This window comes from Frigoribacterium sp. ACAM 257 (genome assembly GCF_007954365.1).
Taxonomy (GTDB): domain Bacteria; phylum Actinomycetota; class Actinomycetes; order Actinomycetales; family Microbacteriaceae; genus Frigoribacterium.
Window position 1 is genome coordinate 189,436 of record NZ_VOLO01000001.1, and the last position, 25,553, is coordinate 214,988.

Sequence of the window (25,553 nt, forward strand, 5' to 3'; positions counted from 1 at the left end):
CGGGGGCGTCGTGCGGTCCCGGTGCTGCCGAGACGAGGAGGCGCGGGTCAGCCCCGCGAGGAGCGCGCCTCCGCCGCCGTGGCCAGCGCCGCACGACGACGCCGCAGGGCGGCCCCGCCGGCCACGAGGACGACGCCCCCGGCGAGCAGCCCGCCAGCGAGAAGGAGGGGCTGGTCGAGATCGCTGCCGGTGAAGGCGAGCGGGCCCCGGCCACCGGCGGCTCCGGAGGTCGTGCCGCCGCTCGTGCCGCTGCCTGCGTCGGTGCCGCTGCCCGCGCCGCCGGCCGGCGGCACGCTCGGCGTCCCCGTGCCCGGGTCGGTCACGGGCGGATCGATCGGGGGCACCTCGTCCGGCAGGAGGGCGAAGGTCCCCAGGGTCCGATCGACGTAGGCGACGAACTCGACCGGGTCACCGGCTCCGTCGACCGCGAGGCGGTAGGTCGTCCCCGGGACGAGGTCGGTGACGACGAACCGTCCGTCGGGGCCCGTGGTGGTGGTCGCGACCGGTGCGTCGCCGTCGACCGGGAGGACGCTCACCGCGACGCCGGGGGCCGGGACGCCCGCCGGGTCGACGACCGTGCCGTCGACCGCCACGGACGCGGCCGTCGGGACGACGAGACCGACGGGGGCCGACGCCTCTCCCACCTCGGGAGCCGTGAACTCGACGGGGTTCTCCGCGTCGTCGCCGACGATGACCAGGTAGTCGGCGCCGGGTGTCAGCCCGTCGGCGGCGAAGCCTCCGTCGGCGTCGGTGACGACGCTCACGTCCGGCCGTGCCGTCTGGTCCGCGGGGTCGTCGGCGACCGGGACGAAGTCGAGCGTCTGGCCGGCGGCGGGCGTGCCGTCGGGGGCGGTGACGGTGCCCGTCACGTCGACCGTCTCGGGGGCGTCCGGGACGGCTCGCGTGCCGAAGTCGCCCGGCGCCAGGAACTCCGTCGACTCGCCGCTCGTGACGTCGATGACGGAGTAGACACGGTCAGGGTCGAGGCCGGGGAACGTGAAGGTGCCGTCCGCACCGGTCGTGGTCGTGGCGAAGGGCGTGTCCGTGTCCTCGGCGATGACCTGCAGCTCTCGCTCGGGCACGACGACGCCCCGCTCGTCGACGATCGTGCCCTCGAGCGCGACCACCGCGGGGGCCGGCGTCGTCACCGGGAACGCGAAGTCGAGGTCGGCAGCGTCCCCCGGCACCAGGGAGAACCCGACCTGCGGGGCGGCCTCGTCGCCGCGAGGCGTGATCGCCGCCGCGTAGCCGGGAGACGCGACGAGGGCCGGGACGGTCCACCTGCCTCGGTCGTCGGTCTCGGTCACGGCGATCACCCGGCCGTCGATGTCCGTGACGGTGACCGTGGCGCCCGGGTAGGGCGTCGCCGTCTCGCCGGTCCCGATCGTCGCCGTCCCCGACGCGCTGAACGTCTTCGTCGCGAACCAGGTCTGGTACACCGGGAACCCGGTGCGCTGCTGGTACGTGATCGTCAGCGTCTCGAGCGGCACGCTCGGGCTGAACCAGCCGGCCGCGCCCTCGGTGTCGGCCCCGGCGGGGTTGCCGACCAGCGTCGCCGTGGCGGCGTCCCAGCGAGGCTGGTCGCGGGTGCCGGCAGCGTCGCACGACGGCGTACCCGTGCCGGCGCAGTGGTTGTAGGTGCCCTGGAAGCCGAGCTGCACAGCCGTCACGGCCGCGCCTCCGACGCCCGTGGCGGTGATCGTGGCCTGGTCGGCGTCGATGTCGCCGAGCACGAACGACCAGCCCGACGACGGCGTGGCCGAGGCGAACGTGTAGGTGGTCACCGCGGCGCCGGCCGCGGTCGGCGAGTCCTGTGACGGGCGCTGGTTCAGGTAGGGCAGCCCATTGCTCGTGCCGTACTGGCTGCCGGGCGGCGTCGAGGCGGCCTGCCAGGTGCTCGAGCCGCTCGGGACGCTCGCCTGCCGCGAGCTCGAGGTGAAGGTGGTGGCGGGGAACCCGCCGGCGAGGGTCATCGAGCCGGTGTAGGCGCCTGCCGAGCCGAAGACCTGGAACTCGCCCCAGGACGACCCCTGGGCGGCGGAGGCGCTGGTCGCGCCCCCGAGGGCGAGGGCCAGGGCGACGACGCCGGTGGTGGCCCCGGCGGCGAGGCCGCGGAGCGAGGCTCGACGCGGCAGCCGGGACGGCCGGGGTGGCAGGGCAGGCCGGGAGGCTCGGACAACGGAACGGACGGGCATGCGGGCCTCCCAGACGGAGGCCGTGGCGCCCCCGGGGCTGAGGATATTTCATGAACGGCCTGCTTGTCACCCGGTGGCCGCAACACGAGGACGCACTGCCCCCGCGGTCAGGGGGATCACGCTGCCGTGACGTCCCCCGACCGACGGTCTAGCGCTTCTTGACGTTCGAGACCGCGTCCTCGGCGTGCGACGCGGAGCCGTTCTTGGCCTTCTTGTCCGCGCGCTTCTCCTTGAGGCTGCGGACGGCCACCTTCGCGGTGGTCTTCTTCGCTGATTTCTCTGCCATGGTGGTGCCTCCGTCGTCGGACCGAGCTGGTCCGGTGCGCGGAGCCTACGGGCACATCGTCCCCGCGCCTGCCTCGCCGGGCACTCTCACGGCTCGTCCACTGCGGGGACGGTCCGCGCCTCCTCGTCCGGCCCTGCGACCGGACCCTCGTCCGGCGCGGCGACCGGACCCTCGTGCGGCCCGACGACCGGTCGCTCCGCGGCGGTGCGGGCGATGCGGCGGTCACGACCGACGGCCGCGTGGTCGGCACCTGGCGGTGCACGACGACGCGCAGGTCGGTCGCGGTCGAGGTCGATCCCTGGGTAGCGTGGACCGAACGTCGACGCGCCCAGGTGCGACGCCGGGCCGAGCAGTACGCGCAGCACCTCGGCCTAGCGCTCGCCGAGGGCTCCGCGTCGACGCCCACGTCGCCCTGACCCTGCGTCGTGCCGTCCTCAGCACAGGAACCCCGATGACCGACGACGTCGCGACCCCCGCACCCGGTGCGCCTGCCACACCTTCGCCCGACGCCCCGCGCGGCGCCACGGCCCCGACCCGCACCGAGCGGCTCGACGAGCTGCCCTTCACCCGCAAGCACGGGCGCCTCCTCGTCGGCTCGGGCCTCGGCTGGGCGCTCGACGCCCTCGACGTCGGGCTGCTCTCGTTCGTCATCGCCCAGCTCGCCGTCGTGTGGAGCAGCGACAAGGGCGCGCTCGCCTTCGTCGCCTCGGCGGGCTTCGCGGGCATGGCGATCGGCGCCGCCGTCGGCGGCTCGTTGTCGGACCGGCTCGGCCGCAAGACGGTCTTCGCCCTGACCCTCCTGGTCTACGGCCTCGCGACCGGGCTCAGCGCCCTCAGCTGGTCGGTCGGCGCGCTGCTGGTGCTCCGCTTCGTGGTCGGTCTCGGCCTCGGCGCCGAGCTGCCGGTCGCGTCGACCCTCGTGTCCGAGTTCTCGCCGCGCCGCATCCGCGGCCGTGTCGTCGTGCTGCTCGAGGCGTTCTGGGCCCTCGGCTCGATCGCCGCCGCGCTCGTCGGCTGGTTGGTGATCCCGCTGAGCGACGACGGCTGGCGCTGGGCGCTCCTGATCGGCGCGCTGCCTGCCCTCTACGCCGTCTTCGTGCGTCTGCGGATGCCCGAGTCGGTGCGTTTCCTCGAGTCGAGGGGCCGGCACGACGAGGCCGAGCGCACGGTGCGTGCGTTCGAGGAGGCGGCGGGCGTGACCCAGCCTGCCGCGGCACCGCGCGCGGCGGCCGACCTGACCCCGGCCGACACGCGCCCCGCCGATGCGCGCCCCGCCGAGGCGCGCCCTGCCGACGGGCCCCGCGCCTCCTCGGCGGCCGCACTGCTCCGCGACGGTCTGCGCCGCCGCACCGTCGCGATCTGGGTCGTCTGGTTCATGACCAACTTCTCGTACTACGGCGCCTTCGTCTGGCTGCCGACCCTGCTGGTCGAGGCGGGCTTCCCGCTGGTGAAGTCCTTCGAGTACACGCTGCTGATCACCCTGGCGCAGCTGCCCGGCTACGCCGCGTCGGCCTGGCTGATCGAGCGGTGGGGGCGTCGCGGCACGCTGGCCGTGTTCCTGCTCGGGTCGGCCCTCGCCGCGACCGCCTTCGGCTTCGGCGCCGTCAGCGGCAGCGCGACGCAGATCGTCGTGTCGGGCATGTTCCTCTCGTTCTTCAACCTCGGCGCGTGGGGCGCGCTCTACGCCGTCACCCCTGAGCTCTACCCGACGCGCCTGCGCGGCACGGGCGCGGGCTGGGCCGCGGGGGTGGGGCGGATCGCGTCGATCGCGGCCCCGTTGACGGTGCCGCCCCTCCTCGTGCTCGGCGGCACGCCGGTGCTCTTCGCGGTGTTCGGGGGAGTGTTCGTCGTCGCGGCCGTGGCGGCGCTGGCCCTGCCCGAGCTGCGCGGCACGAGGCTCGCCGAGTGAGCCGCTCGACCGCGGCCTCGCGTCGCCGCAACTCGTCCCGCAGCAGGTCCGGCGGCCGGTCTCGCAGCGGTGGTCGCCGCGCGCTGCTCGGCCTCGCGGTCGTGGCCGTCGGCGCCGTGCTCGTGATCGCGTTCCCGCAGCTGCTCGACGGCGGGACGACCGGCGACTCGTCCGACGGGACAGTCCGGCCTCCCTCGGCCGACGCCTCCGTCCCCTCGACCGTCCCTGCCGCGGCCGTCCCCGCGACCGTCGAGCGGGTCGTCGACGGCGACACGGTCGTGGTGGTCCCCGCCGACGGCGCTCGCGAGCGCCTCCGCCTGATCGGCGTCGACACCCCCGAGACCGTCAAGCCCGACGCCCCGGTCGACTGCTTCGGCCCCGAGGCGAGCGAGTTCACGACCGACGCCCTGCCCCTCGGCTCGACCGTCTGGCTCGAGGACGACGCCTCGCAGGGCGACGCCGACCGCTACGACCGGCTGCTCCGCTACGTCTGGACCGAGGGAGGCGGCCTGCTGAACCAGCAGCTGGTCGCGTCCGGCCTCGGCACCGAGGACACCTACGACCAGCCGTACCGCTACCGTGACGCGTTCGTCGCCGCCGAGGCCGCCGCCCGGGCCTCGGGCGCCGGCCTCTGGGGCGCCTGCCGCTGACCTGCCCCCTCCCGCCCCGGGGCTGAACCGTCAGGAAGTGCTCGCGCCGGCCGCCGGGAGAGCGCTTCCCGCCGTTTCGGCCTCGACCGGCCGACCCGGGCGGCTGGGCCACCAGAACGCGTCGCCCGTGAGGAACACCAGCGCCGGCACGAGCACGGTCCGCACGACGAGCGTGTCGAGCAGCACGCCGATGCAGACGATCACGCCGACCTGCGTGAGGGCGACGACGGGCAGCACTCCGAGCACGGCGAACACGGCGGCGAGCAGCACGCCGGCGCTCGTGATGACCGCTCCCGTCGACGACAGCGCCCGCACCATGCCCTCGCGGGTGCCGTGCCGCAGCCGCTCCTCCTTCGCCCTCGTCGTCAGGAAGATGTTGTAGTCGACCCCCAGCGCCACCAGGAAGAGGAACGCGTAGAGCGTCACGCTCGTGTCGAGGGCCGGGAACCCGAGGAGGTGCGTGAACAGCCACGTCGCCGCCCCGAGGCTCGCCGCGAAGGTGGCGAGCACCGACGCGATGAGCAGCACCGGCGCCACGAGCGAGCGCAGCAGCACGGCGAGGATCGCGAAGACGATCGCGAGGATGACCGGGGCGATCAGCCCGAGGTCGTGGGAGGCGGCGGTGCGCTCGTCGTACGCGGTCGCGTCGGTGCCCCCGACGAGGGCGTCGGCCGCCGCGCCTCCGTCGTCGTGCAGGGCGTCGCGGAGGGCCTGCACGGTCGCCGACGCCTCGTCGCTCTCGGGCTCGGCGTCGAGCTGGACGTCGACGCGGGTCAGCCCGTCCGCCTGCTCGCCGGCCGCGGCGCTCGCGACGCCGTCGACGCCCTCGACGATCCGCACGACGTCGTCGGCCGCCGCAGTCGGGGCGAGCACGACCGTCTGGCTCGTGAGCCCGGCCGAGAACGAGTCGTCGACGATCCGCTGAGCCGTGACGGAGTCGGGGTCGCCGAGCAGCTGGTCGGTCTGCGAGAGGCCGACGGCGTAGCCGCCGAGGCCGAGGCAGAGCACACCGAGGCCGGCGACCGCGGCGAGCGCGACGCGGCCGGGCCGGCGCTGGACGCCGCGGCCGAGACGTTCCCAGAAGCCCTGGTGGGGGCGGGCGTGGCCGGCGTGCGTGCCGCCGGCCGACACCGACGCCGACGCCGAGACCGAGGAGGCGCGGGGCACGAACGGCCAGAACAGCCCGCGTCCGCAGACCACGAGCGCCGCGGGCAGCACCACGAGCGCGAAGGCGATCGCGACGACGACGCCGATCGCGCAGGCGAACCCGAGGGCACGGTTGCCCGACAGCTCGGCGAGCAGCAGCGTCGCGAGGCTGAGGGCGACGGTCCCGCCGCTCGCGGCGATCGCCGGCCCGGCGCTCCGCACGGCGGTCCGCATCGCCTCGTGCCGGTCGGGCCGCACGAGCAGCTCCTCCCGGTAGCGGGCGACGAGCAGCAGCGCGTAGTTCGTGCCGGCGCCGAAGACGAGCACCGAGAGGATGCCCGAGATCGACGCGTCGACGGTCACGCCGAACGGCTCGGCGAGGGCGGCGACCACGCGCCCGGCGAGGAAGTCCGCGACTCCGACGACGACCAGCGGCACGATCCAGAGCACGGGGCTGCGGTAGGTCACGATGAGCAGCACGGCGACCACGACGACGGTGACCAGCAGGAGGCGGAAGTCGGCCCCCGCGAACGCGTTCGAGACGTCGTCCTGGAACCCCACCGGGCCGGTCAGGTACGCGCTGAGGCCGTCGGGCAGCCCGGCGGAGGCGGCGTCGCGGAGGCTCGTCGCGCTGCCGCTCACGTCGGCCTCGACGTCGGCGGCGGAGAGCGGCACGGCGACGAGGGCGGCGGAGCCGTCGTCGCTCACCTGCGGGCGGACGGCCTGCGGCGTGGTCGACTGCTCCGCGAGGGCGGACGCGGCCGTGTCGACGGCGGCGAGGTCGGCGCTCGACAGCTCCGCGCCTCCTCGGCTCCAGACCAGGATGCCCACTGTCGCGTCGGCCGACGGGAACTCGTCGAGCAGAGCGGTGACCTGTGCGGCCTCGCTCGAGTCGGGCAGGCCGGACGGCGGGAACGCCTCGTCGTCGCCGGACGGCAGCAGGGCGAGCAGCAGCGCGACGACGACGAGCGTGCCGCCGAGCACCGCCCAGGCGGTGCGGTGTCCGCTGACTAGTCGGGCGAGTGCGCGCACAGGGTCCTCCGTGGATGGTCGAGCAGGATGAGGTGATTCGTCGACAAAGAGTCTTAGCAAATAAGACTATGGCACACGAGAGGTCCGACGTCCGCGAGAATCAGACCAGGAGGCGCGATGACCGACACGACGACGACGCCCGTCCCGCGAGGCGAGGGCACCGCTGACGGCGGTGCGCACGGCGGCGCGCACGACGACGTCGTCCGCCGCGACGTGGTCACCTCGATGCAGCGCCTGACGACCGAGTCGCAGCGCGTCGCCCAGGCGTTCGCCGGGCAGCAGGGCCTCGGCCACATCGACCTCGAGGCGCTGCTGCACGTGATGCAGGCCGAGCAACGCGGCGACCCCGTCACGTCGGGCCGGCTCGGGGACCTGCTCGGGGTCACGTCCGGCGCCGCGACGGGCGTGATCGACCGGCTCGAGCGCGCCGGCCACGTGCACCGCAGCCGCGACGACGCCGACCGGCGCCGCGTGCTCGTGCACTACTCGGAGGCCGCCCGCGCGGTCGCCGGCCAGTTCTTCGGCCCCCTCGGCCGGCTCAGCGCGACCGTGATGGACCAGTTCGACGCCGCCGAGCTGCGCACCGTCCAGCGGTTCCTCGCCGACATGTCCGTCGCGATGGCCGAGCACGCCCGCGGCACCGGTGACCGCTCGGCAGCGGCCGCCGCCCCGACGGCGTCCGCGTCTGCGCCGGCTCCCGTCGCGCCCGCGCCGCCCCTGCACGTCGCGACACCCGACTCCCCGACAGCACCAGGAGCAGCACGATGACCGACTACGTCTCCGGCCTCGACCTCTTCTCGATCGGCATCGGCCCGTCGAGCTCGCACACCGTGGGCCCGATGCGCGCCGCGCGCCTGTTCCTCGAGACCGTCCGCGACGCGGGCCGTCTCGGCGACGTCGCCCGGGTCGAGGTCGTGCTCTACGGATCGCTGGCCGCCACGGGGCTCGGGCACGGCACCCCCTCCGCGGTCCTCGCCGGCCTCGCGGGCCTCGCGCCCGAGACCGGCGACCCGGCCGTGATCTCGCGGATGCAGGAGGCGGTCGAGGCGGGCGGCGGCATCCGCCTGCTCGGCACGCACCAGATCGCCTTCGCCCGCGGCGACCTGCGGATGGCGCCGCTCACGCGCATCCCGCGGCACCCGAACGCGATGGGCCTCGAGGCCCTCGACGCTGCCGGGCAGAGCATCGCGCGCGACACGTTCTTCTCGATCGGCGGCGGCTTCGTCGTGCGCGACGGCGACGACGAGCACGCCGTGCCCGCGCGGGAGGCGCCGCTCGCGTTCCGCGACGCCGACGACCTGCTCCGGCTCTGCGACGCAGAGGGCATCGGCATCGCCGAGCTGGCCTGGCGCAACGAGGTCGCCCTGCACGGCGAGGAGGCGGCGCAGACCGGCCTCGACGCCCGCTGGGCCGCGATGGAGGCGTGCATCGACACCGGCCTCGCCGCCTCCGGCGTCCTGCCCGGCTGGATGAAGGTGCCCCGTCGTGCCCGCCAGGTCGCCGAGCGGCTGCGCCTGCAGGAGGAGCGGGCCGAGCGGTACGCCCTCTCCGGCACCGCGATCGAGCAGGGCCAGGCCTCGTCCCTGCTCACCTCCGACCTGCCCGCCCAGTGGCTGCAGGCCTACGCGATGGCCGTCAACGAGGAGAACGCCGGCGGCGGACGCGTCGTCACGGCGCCGACCAACGGCGCCGCGGGCATCGTGCCGGCCGTGGGCTACTACGCGATGCGGTTCCACGGGGCGACCCGCGCCTCCTTGGCTCGCGACTACCTGCTGACCGCCGCCGCGATCGGGTCGCTCTACAAGCGCAACGCCTCGATCTCGGGCGCCGAGGCCGGCTGCCAGGGCGAGGTCGGGTCGGCCTCGTCGATGGCCGCGGGCGCGCTCACGGGCCTGCTGGGCGGCACGCCGCGCCAGGTCGAGAACGCGGCCGAGATCGCGATGGAGCACCACCTCGGCCTCACCTGCGACCCGGTCGGCGGCTTCGTCCAGGTGCCCTGCATCGAGCGGAACGCCATCGCCGCCGGCACCGCCGTGGCCGCCGCGCGGATGGCCCTGCTCGGCGACGGCAGCCACGTCGTCAGCCTCGACACCGTGATCGAGACGATGCGCCAGACCGGGCGCGACATGGCCGACAGCTACAAGGAGACGAGCCGGGCGGGTCTCGCGGTCAACGTCGTCGAGTGCTGACGGAGGCGCGGGGCCGGCTCGAGACCGGGGCCGCCGAGGAGGCGCGAGCGCTGTCGGACCCCGCCGCTACCGTGGTCGCATGACCCCGCCGCGCCGCCCCTCGTCCCGCTCCGTCGCCAGCCCGGGCGGCGGCACCGACGCCCCGCGGCTCGACCCGCTCGACCCGCAGGGCCTCGTCGACATGGGCGCCGACCTGCTGGGGCCGCGCGACCACCGCGAGCTCGAGCGCTTCGTGGACGCCGACCTGGCCGACCGCGACCTCGAGGGCTCGTCCTTCTCCGAGTGCGTGTTCGAGGCGCCCCGGCTCGACGGCGCCCGGCTGCGCGGCACCCGCATCGTCGAGTCGGTCGTCTCCGACTCCTTCGCCCCCGAGCTCTCGTCGGCCCGGGCGACCTGGCGCGACGTGCGTGTCGAGCGGCCGCGCTGGGGCTCGGCCGAGCTGTTCGACGCCTCGTGGCAGTCGGTGCGGATCGTCGGCGGCAAGATCGACTACCTGAACCTCCGAGGTGCCCGGCTCACCGACGTCGTGCTCGAGGGCTGCGTGGTCGGCGAGCTCGACCTGCAGGGGGCCGAGGCGCTGCGCGTCGCGTTCGTCGACTGCCGCGTCGGCACGCTCGACCTGACCGGCGCCTCGCTCGCCCACACCGACCTGCGCACCACCGACCTCGACCGGGTCGACGGGCTCGACGGCCTCCGCGGCGCGACGATCGACCACCTCCAGCTCGCGTCGATGGCGGGCGTGTTCGCCACTCACCTCGGCGTCGTCGTCGACTGAGCGGACGCCCCGCGGCCTCCGCGGCGGCGGTGCTAGGGTCGCGGTGAGCAACGCGCTCCGGGGTCAGTGCAAATCTGAACCGGCGGTCACAGCCCGCGACCCGGCACGACGCCCTTCGGGGAGTCGTCCGGTTGAACCGGTTCGATTCCGGTGCCGACGGTCACAGTCCGGATGAGAGGAAGCGCGGGCCGGGCGTCGTCTCCGCGGAGCGCGCCCAGCTGAGCGACCCTGCGTCGTCCCCTGGAGCCGCCCCTTCCGGACGGAGACCGACATGACCTCGCTGCACCGCACCTCCTCGTGCGCCCCTGACACCACGCCACGGGCTGCCGCCTGCGCGACGGCTCGAGCAGCCGCTGCCGCGACCGTGACGGCGGGCTGCTGATGTTCACCGGGCTCGTGGAGGAGGTCGGCGAGGTCGTCCGGATCGACGACGTCGGAGACAGCGTCCGGCTCACCGTCCGTGGACCGCTCGTCGTCGACGACGCAGGGCACGGCGACTCGATCTCGGTCAGCGGCGTGTGCCTCACCGTCGTCGACCGCAGCGAGGGCGCGTTCACCGCCGACGTGATGAAGCAGACGCTCACCGTCAGCACCCTCGCCGGGCTCGGCGCCGGGTCGCCGGTCAACCTCGAGCGCGCCGCACGGGTGGGCGACCGCCTCGGCGGGCACATCGTCCAGGGCCACGTCGACGGCACGGCGTCCGTCGTCGAGATCGAGCCGGGCGAGGCCTGGCGTCGCGTCCGGCTGACGCTCGACGACGAGCTGGCGCCGCTGCTCGTCGACAAGGGCTCGGTCACCCTCGACGGGGTCAGCCTCACGGTCAGCGCGATCAGCGAGCCGCACGAGCAGCCCGGCTGGTTCGAGGTCAGCCTCATCCCCGAGACGCTCGCCGCGACGACCCTCGGCGGCGCGGTCGCCGGCAGCCGGGTGAACGTCGAGACGGACGTCGTGGCGCGGCACGTGCGCCGCATGCTCGCGCTCGGGGCAGGGGCGACGTCGTGACCGGCGGCGACGGCAGGAGCGCCGACGGCGTCGTGGCGGGGATCGCCGACGGCGTCGTGGCCGGGATCGACGGCGGCGCACCCGCCGTGGTCCGGGCCGACCCGTCGACCGTGGCCGACGACGCCGAGGCGACCGGCGCCTCCTCGATCGAGGCCGCGCTCGACCACCTGCGCCAGGGCCGTCCCGTCATCGTCGCGGACGACGCGGGGCGCGAGAACGAGGGCGACGTCGTGCTCTCGGCCGAGCTCGCCACCCCCGAGTGGCTCGCCTGGACGGTGCGGGTCTCGTCCGGCTTCGTCTGCGCGCCGATGGCGTCCGAGATCGCCGACGCCCTCGACCTGCCGCCGATGGTCGCCCACAACGAGGACGCCCGCGGCACCGCCTACACGGTCAGCGTCGACGCGTCGGCGGGCGTCACGACGGGCATCAGCGCCTCCGACCGGGCGAGCACGTTGCGGGTGCTCGCCGACCCGGCGTCGGTCCGCGACGACCTGCGTCGCCCCGGGCACGTCCTGCCCCTGCGTGCCCGCCCCGGCGGCGTGCGTGAGCGTGACGGACACACGGAGGCGGCGGTCGACCTGATGCGGGCGGCCGGCCTCCGTCCCGTCGCCGCCATCAGCGAGATCGTCGGCGACGACGGCGAGATGGCGCGCTGGCCCGGTCTCGTCGCCCTGGGCGCCCGCGACGGCGTGCCCGTCGTCACCATCGCCCAGTTGCTCGTCTGGCTCGACCAGCGCGACCAGCGCGACCAGCGCGACCAGCGCGACCAGCGCGAATCATCCACCGCCACCTCCACCCCAGTCACCAGAGGAGACACCGCATGAGCGTCGAGGGCGCCCCCGCAGAGAACGACGTCGACGGGACCGGCGTCCGCGTCGCGATCGTCGCCGGCACCTGGCACGAGACCATCACCGACGGCCTGCTCGCCGGGGCCCTGGCCACCGTCGAGCGGCTCGGAGCGACGGCCGAGGTGCTGCGCGTGCCGGGCAGCTTCGAGCTGCCCGTGGTCGCGAAGGCGGCGCTCGAGGCCGGGGCCGACGCGGTCGTGGCGCTCGGCGTGATCATCCGTGGCGGCACGCCTCACTTCGAGTACGTCTCCGACGCGGCGACGTCGGGGCTGCTCCGCGTCTCGCTCGACACGGGCAAGCCGGTCGGCTTCGGAGTGCTGACCCTCGACGACGAGCAGCAGGGCCTCGACCGGGCCGGCCTGCCCGGCTCGAAGGAGGACAAGGGCGCCGAGGCTGCCCACGCCGCCGTCGCGACGGCCGTCCAGCTGCGCGCCGTCGCCGCGGGCCGCCCCGCCGTCTGACGGTCGGCCCGGCCTGGCCCGGCCCGGGGTGAGCGTCCGAGCGAGAATGGGACGTCGTGACGTGGGGCCCGCGGCTACGACGTCCCTTTCCCGGCAGGTAGCGCCCACCAGCGCTCACGGGCTCAGGGGCTGGGTCCGCGGATGGCGGCCTAGAGCACCTCGTCGAAGAAGGCGCGCATCTGCGCCCACGAGCGGCGGTCGGCGACGGCCTGGTACTGGGCGCCGTGCTCGGGGGAGTCGGTGCCGGGCACCGCGAAGGCGTGCATCGCGTCGCTGTAGCTGACGAGCTGCCAGTCCGGCGCGCCGGCGGTACGGAGCTCGTCCTCGAATGCGACGACGGCGTCGTCGGGAACGACCGGGTCGGCCGTTCCCGTCATGACGAGCAGCGGCGCCGTCACGGCGCCCTCCTCGGCGGGCAGCTGCGTGCCGAGGCCGCCGTGGAACGACGCGACCGCGGCGACGTCGGCACCCGAGCGGGCGAGCTCGAGCGCGCCGGAGCCGCCGAAGCAGTAGCCCATCACGGCGATGCGCGCGGGGTCGACGCCGGGCTCGGCCCGCAGCCGCTCGAGGTTGGCGGCGAGTCGTGCGCGGAACGCGGGGACGTCCCCGTACCAGGCCCCGGCCCGGGCGCCCGCCTCCTCCGGCCCGGGGCGGACGCCCTGGCCGTAGACGTCGCCGGCGAGGGCGACGTAGCCGAGGCGGGCGAGCATCACGGCTCGCACCTTCACGTGGTCGACGACGCCGAACCAGTCGTGCAGCACGAGCACCGCGGGGCGCAGCTCGTCTGCGCCGGCCGACGACGAGGCGGTGCCGGGCGTCGCCAGCCAGCCCTCGAGGGGCGTACCGTCGTCGTCCCAGACGACGTCGCCGCCCTGGACGGTTCCGGTGTCGGGCACCGTGTCGAGCACGGTACGGAGTTCGGGGGAGAGGTCGGGCAGCAGCTCTGTCGTGGTCACGAGCGCGACGCTACTCCCGGCCCGTGAGGCGAGGACGTGCGGAGGCGCGGGTCAGCCGACGAGGCGCCGCACCGCCTCCTCCACGACGTCGCAGCGTCGCTCGTGCGGGCCGCCGTGCAGGTTCGTCGCGGACGGCGTGACGAACCAGCCGAGGACGACGCCGAACACCATGGTCAGCAGCTCGTCGGCGTTCCAGCCTGGCGCGATGTGGCCGGTCTCCTGCGCCTCCTGCACCGCGGCGCGGCGCGCCTCGAGCTGGGCGTGGTCGACCACGCCCGGGCTCGGCAGCGAGGCGCCCTCGATCTGGCCCCAGAGCAGCATGCGCGCGTCGTCGGGGTGCAGGGCGAGGTGGTCGTAGAGGCGACGTGCCCAGTCGGGGAGGTCGTGGGCGTCGAACGGGATGGCCTGCACCCAGCGGTCGATGCTCTCGCCGAGGACGGCGTCGAAGAGGTCGCGCTTCGTCGAGAAGTGGGCGTAGAGCCGCTCCTTGCTCGCCTCGGCCTCGCGCGCGATGGCGTCGATGCGGGCACCGGCGAGGCCGGTGGCGGCGAACTCGCCCCTCGCTGCGGCGAGGATGCGCTCACGGGGCGGGGTCGCACGGCGTTCCATGGCCCGAGTGTAGGGCCGGGGACGTCCTCAGCGCTCGGTCGCCGCCCGCGACATCGGCACGTGCGGGATGCCGTCCTCGAGGAACCCGGGGCCGTCGACGACGAACCCGAAGCGCGCGTACCAGCCCTCGAGGTGCGCCTGCGCGTCGAGCCGCACGAGCCGCCCCTCGGCGCGGTCCAGCGCGAGGCGCATCAGGTCGGCGGCGAGGCCGCGTCCCCGTGCGGCGGGCGCGGTGGCGACCCGCCCGATCCGCAGGGCGTCGGCAGCGGCAGCGGCGCCCGTGTCGTCGGCGTGGTCCACGAGCAGCCGCACGGTGGCGAGCACCTGCTCGTCCTCCTCGGCCCAGAGCATCACCGCGTCGGGCTCGACGTCGCGGCCGTCGAGCTCCGGGTAGGCGCACTCCTGCTCGACGACGAAGACGTCGACGCGCAGCCGCAGCAGGTCGTAGAGACGCAGGGGGTCGATCAGGGCGACGGGGGAGATGCGGAACTGGACGGTCACGTCACCAGGCTAGGGCCACGGCGCGCGGGCAGCCGCCGGACGCTCAGCGCAGCGTCTGGGTCTGCGTCTGCGCCTGCGCCGGCGCGGGCGCGGGCGTCCGCTTCGACCTCAGCGGGCCGGGACAGCCCGCACGCCGATCGTCTGCACTCGCGGCCGGCCCTCCGGCGTCAGCCGGATCTCGATGCGCAACGATCCGCGCCGGGCGGGCAGGTGCCACACCCGGTGAGAGGGAACGGACGAGGAGGCGGCGGGGACGTCGGGCTCGTCGCGCACGATCGAGGAGGCGCCGATCGGCGCGTCCGGCTCGCTCCCGAGCCCGCCCAGCGAGTCGACCGCCTCCGCCCAGAGTCGCCGCCGTCGCTCGAGGGGCACGTCGAGCTCGACGTTCTCGCTGAGGAGACCGGCCGGCACCTCGGCCCCGCGCACGACGGCCTCGACGGCTGCCGCCGCCGCGAGCGTCTCGGGCCACGGCGTCACGACGACCCGCGCCTCCTCGGCGCCGGCCATCATGCCGTCGAGCGCGAGCCCCACGGGGACGGACACCTGGGCGTACGTCGCGTTCTCGAACCCGACGACGCCGAGCCCGGTCGCGGTCTGCCAGCGCATGTGGGCCGAGAAGCCGGGGTAGCCGCCGCTGTGCGAGACGACCGTGCCGAGGTCGGGGTAGTGCTCGACGACGAGGCCGAAGCCGTAGCCGGAGGGATGTGCCCCGAGGCCGGGCACGAACCGCTGCAGCTGCTGCATCTCGCGCCGGGAGGCGCGGCTGAGCACCCCGTCGACGTCGCCGCGGCCCTCGGCGTCGAACGCCGACGCGAGCCAGCGGGCCCAACGGGCGAGGTCGGTGGTCGTGCTGAACAGGCCGCCGATCGGGGAGAAGGCGCCGGGGCCCGAGAAGGGCAGCGGCTCCCAGCCGTCGTCGCCACGGCGATGGCCCACGGCGAGGCCGCCGGAGGCGTCGACATCGCTCGTGAAGCCCGTCGACGTCAGCCCGAGGGGCCCGAGCACCGTGCGCTCGACGACCTCGCGGTACGGGCGGCCGGTCACGGCGGACACGACGCGGCCGAGCAGGGCCCAGCCCAGGTTCGAGTACGCGAACGCCGTGCCCGGCACGCTGTCGAAGCGGAGGCCGCCGCGCAGCAGGCCGTCGAGATCGTCGTCGGTGATCGACTCCTGCCGGTCGCCCCAGGGGTCGTCGGTGGGCAGGCCGCCCGACATGGTCATCAGCATGCGCACGGTCGGCACGGGCGAGTCCGGGGTCGGCAGCACGACGTCGGCGAACGCGGGCACGAAGTCCGTGACAGGCGCGTCGAGCACCAGCCGCCCCTCGTCGCGGAGCGCCAGCAGCGCGACGGCGGTGAAGCTCTTCGTGCACGACGCGATGCGATAGGCCGTGTGCGGGCCGGGCACGGTTCCCGAGGGCGTGCCGTCGAGCGTGCCGCGGCTGCCGTGGTGGGTCACGCCGTCGTGGTCGAAGGTCGCGAAGACGGAGCTCGGCGCCTTGCCGTCTGACTGACGGGCGTCGAACACGGTGTCCACGCCGGAGGTGCGGTGCGGGCTGGTCATGCTGCCTCTCGTCGGCAGGAGGGGCGCGTCGCGTCGTGATCACGCCGGGGGCAGGGGAATGTCACGAGCCGGGCGGCGGGGTGCGCCGCATCCTCTCGTAGGCGTCGAGTGCCTCGCGTCGGGACTGCTTGAGGTCGACCATCGGCTCGGGGTAGTCGTCGCCGTCGACCTCGGGCACCCACTCGCGCACGTAGCCGCGGTGCCCGTCGAACTTGCTGGCCTGCAGCTCGGGGTTGAACACCCGGAAGTACGGGGCCGCGTCGGCGCCGGAGCCAGCAGTCCACTGCCAGTTCGCGGGGTTGTTCGCCTCGTCGGCGTCGACCAGGGTGTCCCAGAACCACTGCTCGCCGACGCGCCAGTCGACCAGCAGGTTCTTGACCAGGAAGCTCGCGGTCACCATGCGCACGCGGTTGTGCATCCAGCCCGTCGTCCAGAGCTGCCGCATGCCCGCGTCGACGAGGGGGACGCCCGTGGTCCCGTGCCGCCAGCGGTCGAGATCGGCCTCGGGAAGCTCCTCCCACGGGAACGCGTCGAACTCGGGCCGGTAGTTCTTCGTCGCGAGGTGCGGGTTCGCGAACAGCACCGTGTGGTTGAACTCGCGCCAGACCAGCTCGCGGAGGAACCCCTGCGCCTGCTCGCGCGAGGCGGCGGGCAGGTCGGCCTGCATGCGGTGCCAGACCTGGAACGGGCTGACCTCGCCCCAGCGGAGGCGCGGCGACAGACGACTCGTCGCCTCCTGTGAGGGGAAGTCGCGCTGGTCGTAGTCGGCGAGGTGCCCCGTCGCGAACTCCTCGAGGACGTCGAGGGCGGCGGCCTCGCCCGGCGTCCACGTCTCGCGGAGGCCGGTGGCCCAGTCGGGATGCGTGGGCAGCAGCTGCCAGGAGTCGAGGTCGTCGCTGGCAGGGAGCACGTCCGGCGCCGTCAGGTGCTCGGGCGCGGCGAGCGGCTCACGGGGCTCGGGCCGGCTGAGGCAGGCGCGCCAGAACGGGGTGAAGACCTTGAACGGCTCGCCCGAGCCGGTCTGCACCGTCCACGGCTCGAACATCAACGAGCCCTGGAAGCTGTGGGCGTCGACACCGCCCTCGTGCAGCGCCGTCTTCAGGGCCGCGTCGACCTCTCGGGCGGCGAGGCCGTAGCGGCGGTTCCAGGACACGGCACCGGCGCCGACCTCGGCGACGAGCGCCGGGACCTCCGTCGCGGCTTCGCCCCGGCGCAGCGTCAGCGCGGCGCCGAGCTCGCGCAGGTCGCGGTCGAGCGACGTGAGGCTGTGGTGCAGCCACCAGCGCGCGGCGCCGCCGAGGGGCCGGATGCCGGGCGACTGCTCGTCGAGCAGGTAGAGCACGACGACTGGCCCTCCGCGCGCCACGGCGGCGTCCAGTGCCGGGTTGTCCGCGATGCGGAGATCGTCGCGCAGCCAGACGATCGTCGGGCTGGTGGTCGAGGAGGCGGTGCTCACGCGGTGCTGTCCGTCCTGGCCGCAGGGGCGGCGTCGTCGGTCCGCGGCGCGGGGGAGGTGCCCTCGCCGTCGGTCGTCAGCTCGCCGTCGGTCGACCCGACGCGCAGCCGGGTGCACAGGTCGGTGAGGGCGACGAGCTCGTCGTGGTCGAGGCTGCCGCCCACCCGCCGCGCGATCGCCGCCGCGTGGCTCACCGCGGTGCGGCGGTAGAGCGCCGACCCCTGGTCGGTCATCGAGACGATGATGCCTCGACCGTCGCCCGGGTCGCTGTGCTTCTCGACGATGCCGCGCGAGGCGAGACGGTCGACGAGGCGGCTGATGCTCGGCTGCGTCAGAAGGAGGTGGCGGGTCAGGTCGCGGATGCGGGCCCTGCGGCCGGGCTGGTTGGACAGGTTGAAGAGGACGTCGTACTCGTTGAACGAGATCTCGTCGGTCGGGAACTGGGCGTTCAGCTCACGCATCACCGTGACCTGCGCCCGGAAGAGCGACTCCCAGGCGCCCACGGCCACCGCTGTCTCGCTCATGCTGCTCCTCGCGCTCTCGGTCCTCTCGAGAGTCTAGGGAACACCGCCGACACGGGGCCGACGCGGCCCCGACGCCTCGTGCCGCCTCCCCGACGACCCGTCCCCTGCCGCGCCTCGCGCCTCGCATCTCGCGCCTCGCATCTCGCGCCTCGCATCTCGTCGAGGGCGGGTCCGCATCGCGCAGGCGTCCGGGAACGACAGAGGGCCGGTCGCTGAGCGACCGGCCCTCATTCCCTTGCACCAGAGTTGTCCTGCAATCACATCCTGCCTCGGCCGCCACAGCAAACGACCTCGACCCGCTCACGATATAACGACCAGGTAACGGTCGTCCAGTTATCGAAACGTTATTTTCCTGGGAACTCTCCGCTAGCGCCGACGGGTGCGTGCGTACCCCGTTGTGTACCCCGATCTGACGACGGGGCAGGGCCGCCTAGAAGAGGTCGGGCGAGGGCGTCGACGCGTGCCGGATCGAGACGTCGGCGTGCCGGTCGAAGCGGTAGCCGGCGCCGCGAACGGTGCGGACGACGTCCTCGAACGCGCCGAGCTTCGAGCGCAGGCGACGCACGTGGACGTCGATGGTGCGCTCGTTGGGCACCTCGTCGTCGCCGTCTCCGTCGGCCCAGAGGCCGCTGATCAGCTCGGACCGCTCGATGGTGCGGCCCTCTCGGAGCACGAGGTACTGCAGCAGCTCGAACTCCTTGTACGTGAGGTTCGCGGCCTCGCCGTCGAGCAGGACGCGCTTGCGCGAGATGTCCACGACCACGCCCCCGCGGGCGCCGGGCTCCTCGGCCACCTCGGCGGCCTGACGACGAGCGGCGACCGCCGACGGGTCCTGCAGGGCGAGCCGGACGACGTCGACGTCGCGTCCCCCGGCGCCGGTGGGGGCGATGGCGACGGCGGCGTGCGTCTCCGCGGCGGGCGCGATCTGGGCGACGAGGGCCTTGATCTGCGCGACGATGTCGCCGAGCTCGGCGCCGGTCTGGGCGGCAGTTACCTCGTCGATGCCGACGTACAGGGCGAAGCCGCGGGCCTCGGTGCCCTCGGGCAGGGCGCGGGGCCGAGGCGCCGCCGGCTCGGCGGTCGCGGGTGCAGATGCGAGAGCGGAGTCGGGCGCAGGTGCGGCAGCTGGCGCACGAGTCAGGGGAGACGTGGCCGAGGAGGTGCGGGCGGGCGAGACGGTGCGGGCGGCGGTGACGGGGCGGTCGAGGATGAGGGACATGACAGGCGGGTTCCTTGCGGGAGGGCGGGACGGCTCGTCGCCCGGCGTCTGCCGGTGGCGGGAGCGTCGCGCTCGACGTGTGACGGTGCTCGATCCCGCCGGCGATGGTGCCGTGCGTCACGAGCAGTCGGTGCGGTGCACCGTCCAGACGCGCGTCGGGTGACGACGCGGAACGTCCGGGAGTCGATGACTCGACGTCCGGGTGGGGACGCGAGCTCAGCTGGCGGTGTCAGCAGCTGCGACTCGGCGAGGTGTGTGGCCGGGTCAGGCACACATTCGACACATGACCGCGTGCATCGACATCATGATGCCGGCGCTCCCGAAGGCCTCGAGGGAGGTCGGAGCGAACACGTGGGAAGTCATGGGCCGATTCTCGGCCAGGGCCGTCGCTCGTGTCAAGGCGACACGACGGAGCGCCCGATCCGTGCACCCGTCGCGAGGACGTGGCCGGATCGGGCGCTCGGGTCGAACAGGGCGGGGCCGGGTCGCTCAGGCGAGGCCGTAGAGGCGGTCGCCCGCGTCGCCGAGGCCGGGGACGATGTAGCCGTTCTCGTCGAGCTTCTCGTCGACGGCGCCCAGGATGACGTGCACGTCACGCCCCTCCATGGCGGCCTCGACGGCGGCGAGGCCCTCGGGGGCGGCGAGGATGCAGACGGCGGTGACGTCGACGGCGCCGCGGTCGAGCAGGTAGTCGATCGCGGCGATGAGCGAGCCGCCCGTGGCGAGCATCGGGTCGAGCACGAAGCACTGGCGGTTCGACAGGTCGTCGGGCAGGCGCTCGGCGTACGTGGTCGGCTGCAGCGTCTCCTCGTCGCGGACCATGCCGAGGAACCCGACCTCGGCGGTCGGGACGAGCTTGGTCATGCCCTCGAGCATGCCGAGGCCGGCGCGCAGGATCGGCACGACGAGCGGGCGCGGCTGGCTGATCTCGAGGCCGGTGGCCGGGCCGACCGGCGTCTCGATGTCGACGGGCGACGTCCGCACGTCACGGGTCGCCTCGTAGGCGAGCAGCGTGACGAGCTCTTCGGTCAGGGCCCTGAAGGTCGGCGACGGCGTGTTCTTGTCGCGGAGCACGGTCAGCTTGTGGGTGATGAGGGGGTGGTCCGCTACGTGCACTCGCATAGGCTCCACGGTAGCGGAGTCGACCGGCCCGCGAGTCCCGTCCCTGGAGCGTCGCCGTGCCCCTCGTCCCGTCGCAGCTCGAGGCGTGGATGGGCGATGCGCTCGCCCAGGCCGAGGGCTGCCGCGTGTCCGACGACGTGCCCGTGGGCGCGGTCGTGCTGGACGCCTCCGGTCGGGTGATCGGCACCGGCCGCAACGAGCGCGAGCTGCTGCAGGACCCGACGGCGCACGCCGAGGTCCTCGCCCTGCGCGCAGCCGCCCGGCACACGGGCGACTGGCACCTCACCGGCACGACGCTCGTCGTCACGCTCGAGCCGTGCCCGATGTGCGCAGGCGCGATCCTCGCCGCGCGGGTGCCGCGGGTGGTCTACGGGGCGTGGGACGACAAGGCAGGAGGTGCGGGGAGCGTCTACGACATCCTCCGCGACCGCAGGCTGCCGCACCGCGCCGAGGTCTTCGCCGGCGTGCGCGAGGCCGAGTGCCGGGCCCAGCTCGACGCCTTCTTCGCCGAGCGCCGCTAGCAGTCGCGCCGACGGGCGCAGCCGCTAGTCGGCGGCCTTGATCACGATCGCGTCGGTGGGCGGATCGACACGGTCCGGCTCGTGCCACACGTCCGGCTCGATGTAGATGACCCGGGCGACGGGCACGGCCTCGCGGACCCGGGCCTCGACGACGTCGATGGCCGCGGACACGTCGCGCAGCGCCGTGCGCCCGTCCATCGCGACCTTGACGGCGACGAGCAGCTCGTCGGGGCCGAGGTAGAGGGTCTTCATGTGCACGATCTGCTCGACCTCGGGCCCGGCGGTGATCGCGGCGCGGATCGCCTCGACGTCGCCGGCCGAGGCGCCCTCGCCGACGAGCAGGCTCTTCGTCTCGATGCCGAGCACGACCGCGACGGCCACGAGCAGCAGGCCGATGGCGAGCGTCCCGATCGCGTCGAAGACGCCGTTCCCGGTGATCCAGGTGAGGACGACGCCGATCATCGCGAAGCTGAGGCCGAGCAGCGCCGCCGCGTCCTCGAGCAGCACGACGGGCAGCTCGGGCGCCTTGGCCCTGCGGATGAACGCGGGCCAGCTCTGCGCGCCCTTCGCGGGGCGCGCCTCCTTGATCGCGGTGCGCAGCGAGAAGCTCTCGAGGCCGAGGGAGATGGCGAGCACGAGGACGGGCAGCCAGGGCACGTCGAGGGGGTGCGGCTCGCGCAGCTTCTCGACGCCCTCGTAGAGCGAGAAGACGCCGCCGACGCTGAACAGGATGATCGAGACGACGAAGGCGTACACGTAGCGCTCGCGCCCGTAGCCGAAGGGGTGCTCCGCGTCGGCGGCCTTGCGGGCCTGCTTGCCGCCGAGCAGCAGCAGCAGCTGGTTGCCCGAGTCGGCCAGGGAGTGCACGCCCTCGGCGAGCATCGACGACGACCCGGAGAAGAACCAGGCGACGAACTTCGTCACCGCGATCCCGAGGTTGGCGCCGAGCGCCGCGAAGATCGCCTTGTTGCCGCCGGACGTGCTCATGTGGAGTCCCCTCGTGTCTGGGGTCGATCTTAGGATGGCCCGATGGTCACGACACTCCCCGCCACCGCAGTTCTCGGAGCCGGCTCGATGGGCGGTGCCGTCCTCGCGGGCCTGCTCGGTCCCGACGTCGTCGTCGAGGGCGGCATCCGCGTCACGAACCGCACCGAGGCGAAGGCGGGGCCGCTCCGAGAGCAGGGCGTCACCTCCCTGGCCACCGAGACCGACCCGGCCGCCAACGCGGCCGCGGTGCGAGGCGCCCGCCTCGTGCTGATCGGCGTCAAGCCGTACATGGTGGTCGACCTGCTGACCGAGATCGCCCCTGACCTCGAGCCCGACGCCGTCGTCGTCAGCCTCGCCGCGGGCGTCACGACGGCCACGATGGAGGCGGCGCTGCCCTCGTCGGTCGTGGTCGTCCGCTCGATGCCGAACACGCCGTCGCACGTCGGTCTCGGCGTCACCGGCCTGAGCGCCGGCTCGCGCTCGTCCGACGACGACCTCGCCCTCGCGCAGCGGCTCTTCGAGGTCGTCGGCGACGTGGTCGTGGTGCCCGAGTCGCAGATCGACGCGCTCAGCACGATCTCCGGCTCGGGCCCCGCCTACGTGTACCTGCTGGTCGAGGCCCTGCAGGAGGCGGCGGTCGGCCTGGGCTTCACGCCCGCCCAGGCGGCCACGATGGTGCAGGGCACCTTCCGCGGAGCGAGCGAGCTGCTCGCCGTGAGCGATCTGGCACCCGCCGAGGAGGCGCCCGCCGAGCTCCGCAGGCGCGTCACCAGCCCCGGCGGCACCACCGAGCGGGCCGTCGCCGTGCTCGAGCAGGGCGGACTCGCCGAGCTCTTCGGCCGGGCGGCCCAGGCCGCCCTCGCCCGCAACCGCGAGATCGCCGAGGGCCGCTGACGCTGCCCGACCGCGCCGCCGCGGCGGGGGTCAGCCCTCGAGCGCCGCGAACTTCTCGATGGTCCGGCTGTCGCCCGACACGATGATGAGGTCGTGGTTGCTGATGACCGTCTCGGGCGTCGCCTCCTTGAAGGCGCCTCCCGGGCTCTTCACGCCCACGACCGTGACGCCGTATTTCGTGCGGATGTTGGACGCCGCCAGGGAGGCGCCCCGCACCGGCTTCGGCGGGTACATCTTGACGATCGCGAAGGCGTCGTCGAACTCGATGTAGTCGAGCATCCGGCCCGAGACGAGGTGCGCGACGCGCTCGCCAGCCTCGCGCTCGGGGTAGATGACGTGGTTCGCCCCGATGCGGGCCAGGATCTTGCCGTGCGACTGGCTGATCGCCTTGGCCCAGATCTGGGGCACCTTGAGGTCGACCAGGTTGGCTGTGATGAGGACGCTGGCCTCGATCGACGAGCCCACGGCGACGACGGCGATCGAGAAGTCCTGGGCGCCGATCTGCTTGAGCGCGTCGATGCTGCGGGCGTCGGCCTGGACGGCGTGCGTCACCCGGTCGGCCCACTTCTGCACGAGCCCGGCGTCGGTGTCGACGGCGAGGACGTCCCGGTCCTGCCGCTCGAGCTGGCCTGCGGTCGCAGCGCCGAAACGGCCGAGGCCGATGACGAGCACCGGCGCGTCGTGCTTGATCCTGTCAACCAACGATCGGTCGCTCCTCGGCTCTCGTGAACAGCTGGCGTCGCTGGCTGGCGGCCAGGGCGACGGAGAGCGTCACTGTACCAACGCGGCCCATCCACATGGTGACCGCGAGGATGTACTTCGCCGAGTCGGGCAGCCGGTCGGTGAGCCCGGTGCTGAGGCCCGAGGTGGCGAAGGCCGAGATGCACTCGAAGAGCACGTGGTCGAGCGGCTCCTTCGTGATGTGCATGATCAGGATGCTCGAGACGGCGACGATCGTGGCGCCCCAGAGCACGACGCTGACCGCCAGGCGCAGCACGTCGCTGGGGATGCGACGGCCGAAGGCCTCCATCGAGCGCTGGCCCCGGGCCTCGGCGAACGCCGCGAGGAAGAGGACCGCGAGAGTCGTCACCTTGATGCCCCCGGCGGTCGAGGCCGAGCCGCCGCCGATGAACATCAGCATGTCGGTGACGAGCAACGACGAGCCGTTCAGATCGGAGATCTGGATCGTCGAGAAGCCGCCCGACCTCGTCATCATGCTGAGGAACAGCGACTGGAACACGGTCGGGCCGGCCTCGATGTCGCCGAAGGTCTCCGGGTTGTCGAACTCGAGGACGATGTAGAGCACCATGCCGAAGACGATCAGGATCGCCGTGGTCAGCAGGGTCAGTTTGACGTGCACCGACCAACGGCGCGGGTTCCGGGGGTTGCGGGCCAGGGCGTAGATCACGGGGAACCCGATGCTGCCGAGGAACACCCCGACCATGATCAGGCTCAGGAACCAGTAGTCGTTCTCGAAGGCCGCCAGTCCGTCGGCGTTCGGCGTGAAGCCGGTGTTCGTGAACGCCATCGCCGAGTAGTAGAAGCTGTCGAGCACGGCGTCGCCGAGGGGGATCCCGTCGATCAGCATCCTCGGGATCATCAGCAGCGCGATGACGAGCTGGATCACGAACGAGCTGAGGGCGACGGTCGTCAGGAGGCCGCCGATCTCGCCGAGCCGGACTGCCTGGCCCTCGGGCACCGGGCCGGCGTGGGCGCGGAGCGGGTTGCTGTCGCCGGCCGCCATCAGCCTGGCCCGCAGGCCGAGCTTGCGCGAGACGACGAGGCCCATGATCGACGCCAGGGTCAGGACACCGATCGCGCCGATCTGGACGCCGACGAAGATCACGACGTGGCCGAAGAGGGACCAATGCGTCGCCATGTCGACCGTGGCGAGGCCCGTGACGCAGATCACCGAGACCGCGGTGAAGAGCGAGTCGGCGAGAGGGGTGACCGTGCGGTCGGCCGATGCCACGGGCAGGGAGAAGACCACCGTGAAGACGAGGATCAGGCCGGTGAAGATCAGGATCGCGAAGCGCGCCGGTGACTTGCGCCCGATGTCGTCGACCCAGTCGGACAGCCGCTGGAACACGCTCGTCGGGGCGGGGGAGGGTCCGCGCCGCGGCGCGACGGAGGCGCGCGTCACAGCCGTCATGGTACATCCGGCCCGTCGTCGTTACTGTGGCTGCATGCCCGACATCTTCGCCGTGATCGCCGACGGCACCCGCCGGGACATCCTCACGGTCCTGCTCGACGCCCACGTCTCCGCCGACTCCCGGACCGGCGACGTCAGCGTCGGCGAGATGGTGTCGGCGCTCGGGCTGAGCCAGCCGACGGTGTCGAAGCACCTGAGGGTCCTCCGCGACGCCGGGCTCGTGCACGTGCGCGAGGAGGGGCAGCACCGCTACTACGGGATCGAGACCGGCCCGCTCGAGACGGTCGACGACTGGCTCGTCCCGTTCCTCGGGGCCGAGCTCGGTGGCGGCCCCGACGCCGTCTCGGGCGCGTTCGCGGCCTGGGCGGGCGCGAGCGTCCCCGCTCCCATCCGCCGGGCCGCCGAGTCGCTGCCCGACGCGACCGACGTCGCGAGCGGGCTGGGACGAGCCGTCGCCGATGCGCAGCACCGCGCCTCCTCGGCCCTGCACGACGCCCAGAGCGCCCTCGACGAGCGCGTCATCGACCCGGTCCGCAAGCGCCTCGGGCGCTGATCG

At 73.8% G+C, this 25,553-nt stretch carries 25 protein-coding genes, 1 pseudogene and 1 riboswitch; of the genes and pseudogenes, 12 read left to right on the forward strand and 14 right to left on the reverse strand.

Annotated elements, in window-relative coordinates; genetic code table 11:
• Positions 1 to 47 precede the first annotated feature (47 nt).
• On the reverse strand, positions 48 to 2,195 hold the full coding sequence (locus ES689_RS00880; RefSeq protein WP_146898996.1) for a carboxypeptidase-like regulatory domain-containing protein: 2,148 nt from the start codon (positions 2,193 to 2,195) through the stop codon (positions 48 to 50).
• A gap of 148 nt (positions 2,196 to 2,343) precedes the next feature.
• Positions 2,344 to 2,481 (reverse strand): hypothetical protein, encoded by a 138-nt coding sequence (locus tag ES689_RS15480; protein WP_191330107.1) that lies wholly within the window; start codon positions 2,479 to 2,481, stop codon positions 2,344 to 2,346.
• Between ES689_RS15480 and ES689_RS00885 the strand changes: the two genes are divergently transcribed.
• From ES689_RS00885 to ES689_RS00895, 3 genes are read left to right on the forward strand one after another with little or no spacing between them, the layout of a single operon-like run.
• Positions 2,475 to 2,897, forward strand: coding sequence for a DNA glycosylase AlkZ-like family protein (locus tag ES689_RS00885; protein ID WP_255515945.1), 423 nt, complete (start codon positions 2,475 to 2,477; stop codon positions 2,895 to 2,897). The two genes, ES689_RS15480 and ES689_RS00885, sit on opposite strands and share 7 nt — an antisense overlap.
• A gap of 35 nt (positions 2,898 to 2,932) precedes the next feature.
• On the forward strand, positions 2,933 to 4,390 hold the full coding sequence (locus ES689_RS00890; RefSeq protein WP_146899002.1) for an MFS transporter: 1,458 nt from the start codon (positions 2,933 to 2,935) through the stop codon (positions 4,388 to 4,390).
• On the forward strand, positions 4,387 to 5,040 hold the full coding sequence (locus ES689_RS00895; RefSeq protein ID WP_146899005.1) for a thermonuclease family protein: 654 nt from the start codon (positions 4,387 to 4,389) through the stop codon (positions 5,038 to 5,040). Before ES689_RS00890 ends, ES689_RS00895 begins: the two co-directional genes overlap by 4 nt.
• A gap of 30 nt (positions 5,041 to 5,070) precedes the next feature.
• Here ES689_RS00895 and ES689_RS00900 read toward each other — a convergent pair whose 3' ends face one another.
• On the reverse strand, positions 5,071 to 7,218 hold the full coding sequence (locus ES689_RS00900; RefSeq protein WP_146899008.1) for an MMPL family transporter: 2,148 nt from the start codon (positions 7,216 to 7,218) through the stop codon (positions 5,071 to 5,073).
• Positions 7,219 to 7,335: 117 nt separating this feature from the next.
• Here ES689_RS00900 and ES689_RS00905 point away from each other — a divergent pair, with 117 nt between their 5' ends.
• The 6 genes and pseudogenes from ES689_RS00905 to ribH all read left to right on the forward strand — a co-directional run bounded on the left by ES689_RS00905 (position 7,336) and on the right by ribH (position 12,493).
• On the forward strand, positions 7,336 to 7,986 hold the full coding sequence (locus tag ES689_RS00905; protein WP_146899011.1) for a MarR family winged helix-turn-helix transcriptional regulator: 651 nt from the start codon (positions 7,336 to 7,338) through the stop codon (positions 7,984 to 7,986).
• Entirely contained in the window at positions 7,983 to 9,407 is a 1,425-nt protein-coding gene (locus tag ES689_RS00910; protein ID WP_146899014.1) for an L-serine ammonia-lyase, read from the forward strand. The genes ES689_RS00905 and ES689_RS00910 overlap by 4 nt, the downstream gene beginning before the upstream one ends.
• 79 nt (positions 9,408 to 9,486) lie before the next feature.
• Entirely contained in the window at positions 9,487 to 10,182 is a 696-nt protein-coding gene (locus tag ES689_RS00915) for a pentapeptide repeat-containing protein (RefSeq protein WP_146899017.1), read from the forward strand.
• 50 nt (positions 10,183 to 10,232) lie between these two features.
• Positions 10,233 to 10,369, forward strand: a riboswitch (FMN riboswitch).
• A gap of 194 nt (positions 10,370 to 10,563) precedes the next feature.
• On the forward strand, positions 10,564 to 11,184 hold the full coding sequence (locus ES689_RS00920; RefSeq protein ID WP_146899020.1) for a riboflavin synthase: 621 nt from the start codon (positions 10,564 to 10,566) through the stop codon (positions 11,182 to 11,184).
• A gap of 110 nt (positions 11,185 to 11,294) precedes the next feature.
• Positions 11,295 to 11,918, forward strand: a pseudogene (gene ribB, locus ES689_RS00925) (3,4-dihydroxy-2-butanone-4-phosphate synthase); the annotation flags it as partial.
• Between the two features lie 86 nt (positions 11,919 to 12,004).
• Complete coding sequence (gene ribH / locus ES689_RS00930) at positions 12,005 to 12,493, forward strand: 6,7-dimethyl-8-ribityllumazine synthase (RefSeq protein ID WP_146899023.1); 489 nt, start codon at positions 12,005 to 12,007, stop codon at positions 12,491 to 12,493.
• A 149-nt stretch (positions 12,494 to 12,642) separates the two neighbouring features.
• Here ribH and ES689_RS00935 read toward each other — a convergent pair whose 3' ends face one another.
• The 8 genes from ES689_RS00935 to upp form a co-directional block, all read right to left on the reverse strand.
• Entirely contained in the window at positions 12,643 to 13,449 is an 807-nt protein-coding gene (locus ES689_RS00935) for a dienelactone hydrolase family protein (RefSeq protein WP_146899026.1), read from the reverse strand.
• Positions 13,450 to 13,500: 51 nt separating this feature from the next.
• Positions 13,501 to 14,058, reverse strand: a complete 558-nt coding sequence (locus ES689_RS00940) for a TetR family transcriptional regulator (protein WP_146899029.1) — start codon at positions 14,056 to 14,058, stop codon at positions 13,501 to 13,503.
• Positions 14,059 to 14,085: 27 nt separating this feature from the next.
• Positions 14,086 to 14,559, reverse strand: coding sequence for a GNAT family N-acetyltransferase (locus ES689_RS00945; protein WP_146899032.1), 474 nt, complete (start codon positions 14,557 to 14,559; stop codon positions 14,086 to 14,088).
• Between the two features lie 108 nt (positions 14,560 to 14,667).
• Positions 14,668 to 16,122, reverse strand: coding sequence for a serine hydrolase (locus tag ES689_RS00950; protein WP_146899035.1), 1,455 nt, complete (start codon positions 16,120 to 16,122; stop codon positions 14,668 to 14,670).
• A gap of 61 nt (positions 16,123 to 16,183) precedes the next feature.
• Positions 16,184 to 17,578, reverse strand: coding sequence for a deoxyribodipyrimidine photo-lyase (locus ES689_RS00955; RefSeq protein ID WP_146899038.1), 1,395 nt, complete (start codon positions 17,576 to 17,578; stop codon positions 16,184 to 16,186).
• Positions 17,575 to 18,102 carry a MarR family winged helix-turn-helix transcriptional regulator gene (locus ES689_RS00960; protein WP_146899041.1) on the reverse strand — a complete coding sequence of 176 codons (528 nt, stop codon included), beginning with the start codon at positions 18,100 to 18,102 and terminating at the stop codon, positions 17,575 to 17,577. Before ES689_RS00960 ends, ES689_RS00955 begins: the two co-directional genes overlap by 4 nt.
• Before the next feature lie 430 nt (positions 18,103 to 18,532).
• The gene (locus ES689_RS00965; RefSeq protein ID WP_146899044.1) at positions 18,533 to 19,321 is read right to left on the reverse strand and encodes a winged helix-turn-helix domain-containing protein; all 789 of its coding nucleotides are present in this window, start codon (positions 19,319 to 19,321) and stop codon (positions 18,533 to 18,535) included.
• 489 nt (positions 19,322 to 19,810) lie between these two features.
• Positions 19,811 to 20,443 (reverse strand): uracil phosphoribosyltransferase, encoded by a 633-nt coding sequence (gene upp / locus ES689_RS00970; RefSeq protein ID WP_146899046.1) that lies wholly within the window; start codon positions 20,441 to 20,443, stop codon positions 19,811 to 19,813.
• Between the two features lie 56 nt (positions 20,444 to 20,499).
• Between upp and ES689_RS00975 the strand changes: the two genes are divergently transcribed.
• Entirely contained in the window at positions 20,500 to 20,964 is a 465-nt protein-coding gene (locus ES689_RS00975) for a nucleoside deaminase (protein ID WP_255515922.1), read from the forward strand.
• Positions 20,965 to 20,988: 24 nt separating this feature from the next.
• Here the strand turns inward: ES689_RS00975 and ES689_RS00980 are convergent, their stop codons facing one another.
• Positions 20,989 to 21,951 carry a cation diffusion facilitator family transporter gene (locus tag ES689_RS00980; protein WP_146899049.1) on the reverse strand — a complete coding sequence of 321 codons (963 nt, stop codon included), beginning with the start codon at positions 21,949 to 21,951 and terminating at the stop codon, positions 20,989 to 20,991.
• Between the two features lie 42 nt (positions 21,952 to 21,993).
• On the opposite strand from ES689_RS00980, the gene proC reads away from it, so the two are divergent.
• A complete protein-coding gene (proC, locus tag ES689_RS00985) occupies positions 21,994 to 22,845 on the forward strand; it encodes a pyrroline-5-carboxylate reductase (protein WP_146899052.1) in 852 nt (283 codons plus the stop codon).
• Positions 22,846 to 22,875: 30 nt separating this feature from the next.
• Here the strand turns inward: proC and ES689_RS00990 are convergent, their stop codons facing one another.
• Both ES689_RS00990 and ES689_RS00995 read right to left on the reverse strand, forming a co-directional pair.
• Positions 22,876 to 23,547 (reverse strand): TrkA family potassium uptake protein, encoded by a 672-nt coding sequence (locus tag ES689_RS00990; protein ID WP_123546732.1) that lies wholly within the window; start codon positions 23,545 to 23,547, stop codon positions 22,876 to 22,878.
• Complete coding sequence (locus ES689_RS00995; protein WP_146899055.1) at positions 23,540 to 24,997, reverse strand: TrkH family potassium uptake protein; 1,458 nt, start codon at positions 24,995 to 24,997, stop codon at positions 23,540 to 23,542. Before ES689_RS00995 ends, ES689_RS00990 begins: the two co-directional genes overlap by 8 nt.
• A gap of 34 nt (positions 24,998 to 25,031) precedes the next feature.
• Between ES689_RS00995 and ES689_RS01000 the strand changes: the two genes are divergently transcribed.
• A complete protein-coding gene (locus tag ES689_RS01000) occupies positions 25,032 to 25,550 on the forward strand; it encodes a helix-turn-helix transcriptional regulator (RefSeq protein WP_146899058.1) in 519 nt (172 codons plus the stop codon).
• Positions 25,551 to 25,553 lie beyond the last annotated feature (3 nt).

Coding starts and splice junctions, on each gene's coding strand:
- ES689_RS00880 (WP_146898996.1), bottom strand. CDS start 2,195: ATGCCCGTCCGTTCCGTTGTCCGAGCCTCCCGGCCTGCCCTGCCACCC.
- ES689_RS15480 (WP_191330107.1), bottom strand. CDS start 2,481: ATGGCAGAGAAATCAGCGAAGAAGACCACCGCGAAGGTGGCCGTCCGC.
- ES689_RS00890 (WP_146899002.1), top strand. CDS start 2,933: ATGACCGACGACGTCGCGACCCCCGCACCCGGTGCGCCTGCCACACCT.
- ES689_RS00905 (WP_146899011.1), top strand. CDS start 7,336: ATGACCGACACGACGACGACGCCCGTCCCGCGAGGCGAGGGCACCGCT.
- ES689_RS00910 (WP_146899014.1), top strand. CDS start 7,983: ATGACCGACTACGTCTCCGGCCTCGACCTCTTCTCGATCGGCATCGGC.
- ES689_RS00915 (WP_146899017.1), top strand. CDS start 9,487: ATGACCCCGCCGCGCCGCCCCTCGTCCCGCTCCGTCGCCAGCCCGGGC.
- ES689_RS00920 (WP_146899020.1), top strand. CDS start 10,564: ATGTTCACCGGGCTCGTGGAGGAGGTCGGCGAGGTCGTCCGGATCGAC.
- ribH (WP_146899023.1), top strand. CDS start 12,005: ATGAGCGTCGAGGGCGCCCCCGCAGAGAACGACGTCGACGGGACCGGC.
- ES689_RS00940 (WP_146899029.1), bottom strand. CDS start 14,058: ATGGAACGCCGTGCGACCCCGCCCCGTGAGCGCATCCTCGCCGCAGCG.
- ES689_RS00950 (WP_146899035.1), bottom strand. CDS start 16,122: ATGACCAGCCCGCACCGCACCTCCGGCGTGGACACCGTGTTCGACGCC.
- ES689_RS00960 (WP_146899041.1), bottom strand. CDS start 18,102: ATGAGCGAGACAGCGGTGGCCGTGGGCGCCTGGGAGTCGCTCTTCCGG.
- ES689_RS00965 (WP_146899044.1), bottom strand. CDS start 19,321: ATGTCCCTCATCCTCGACCGCCCCGTCACCGCCGCCCGCACCGTCTCG.
- upp (WP_146899046.1), bottom strand. CDS start 20,443: ATGCGAGTGCACGTAGCGGACCACCCCCTCATCACCCACAAGCTGACC.
- ES689_RS00980 (WP_146899049.1), bottom strand. CDS start 21,951: ATGAGCACGTCCGGCGGCAACAAGGCGATCTTCGCGGCGCTCGGCGCC.
- proC (WP_146899052.1), top strand. CDS start 21,994: ATGGTCACGACACTCCCCGCCACCGCAGTTCTCGGAGCCGGCTCGATG.
- ES689_RS00995 (WP_146899055.1), bottom strand. CDS start 24,997: ATGACGGCTGTGACGCGCGCCTCCGTCGCGCCGCGGCGCGGACCCTCC.
- ES689_RS01000 (WP_146899058.1), top strand. CDS start 25,032: ATGCCCGACATCTTCGCCGTGATCGCCGACGGCACCCGCCGGGACATC.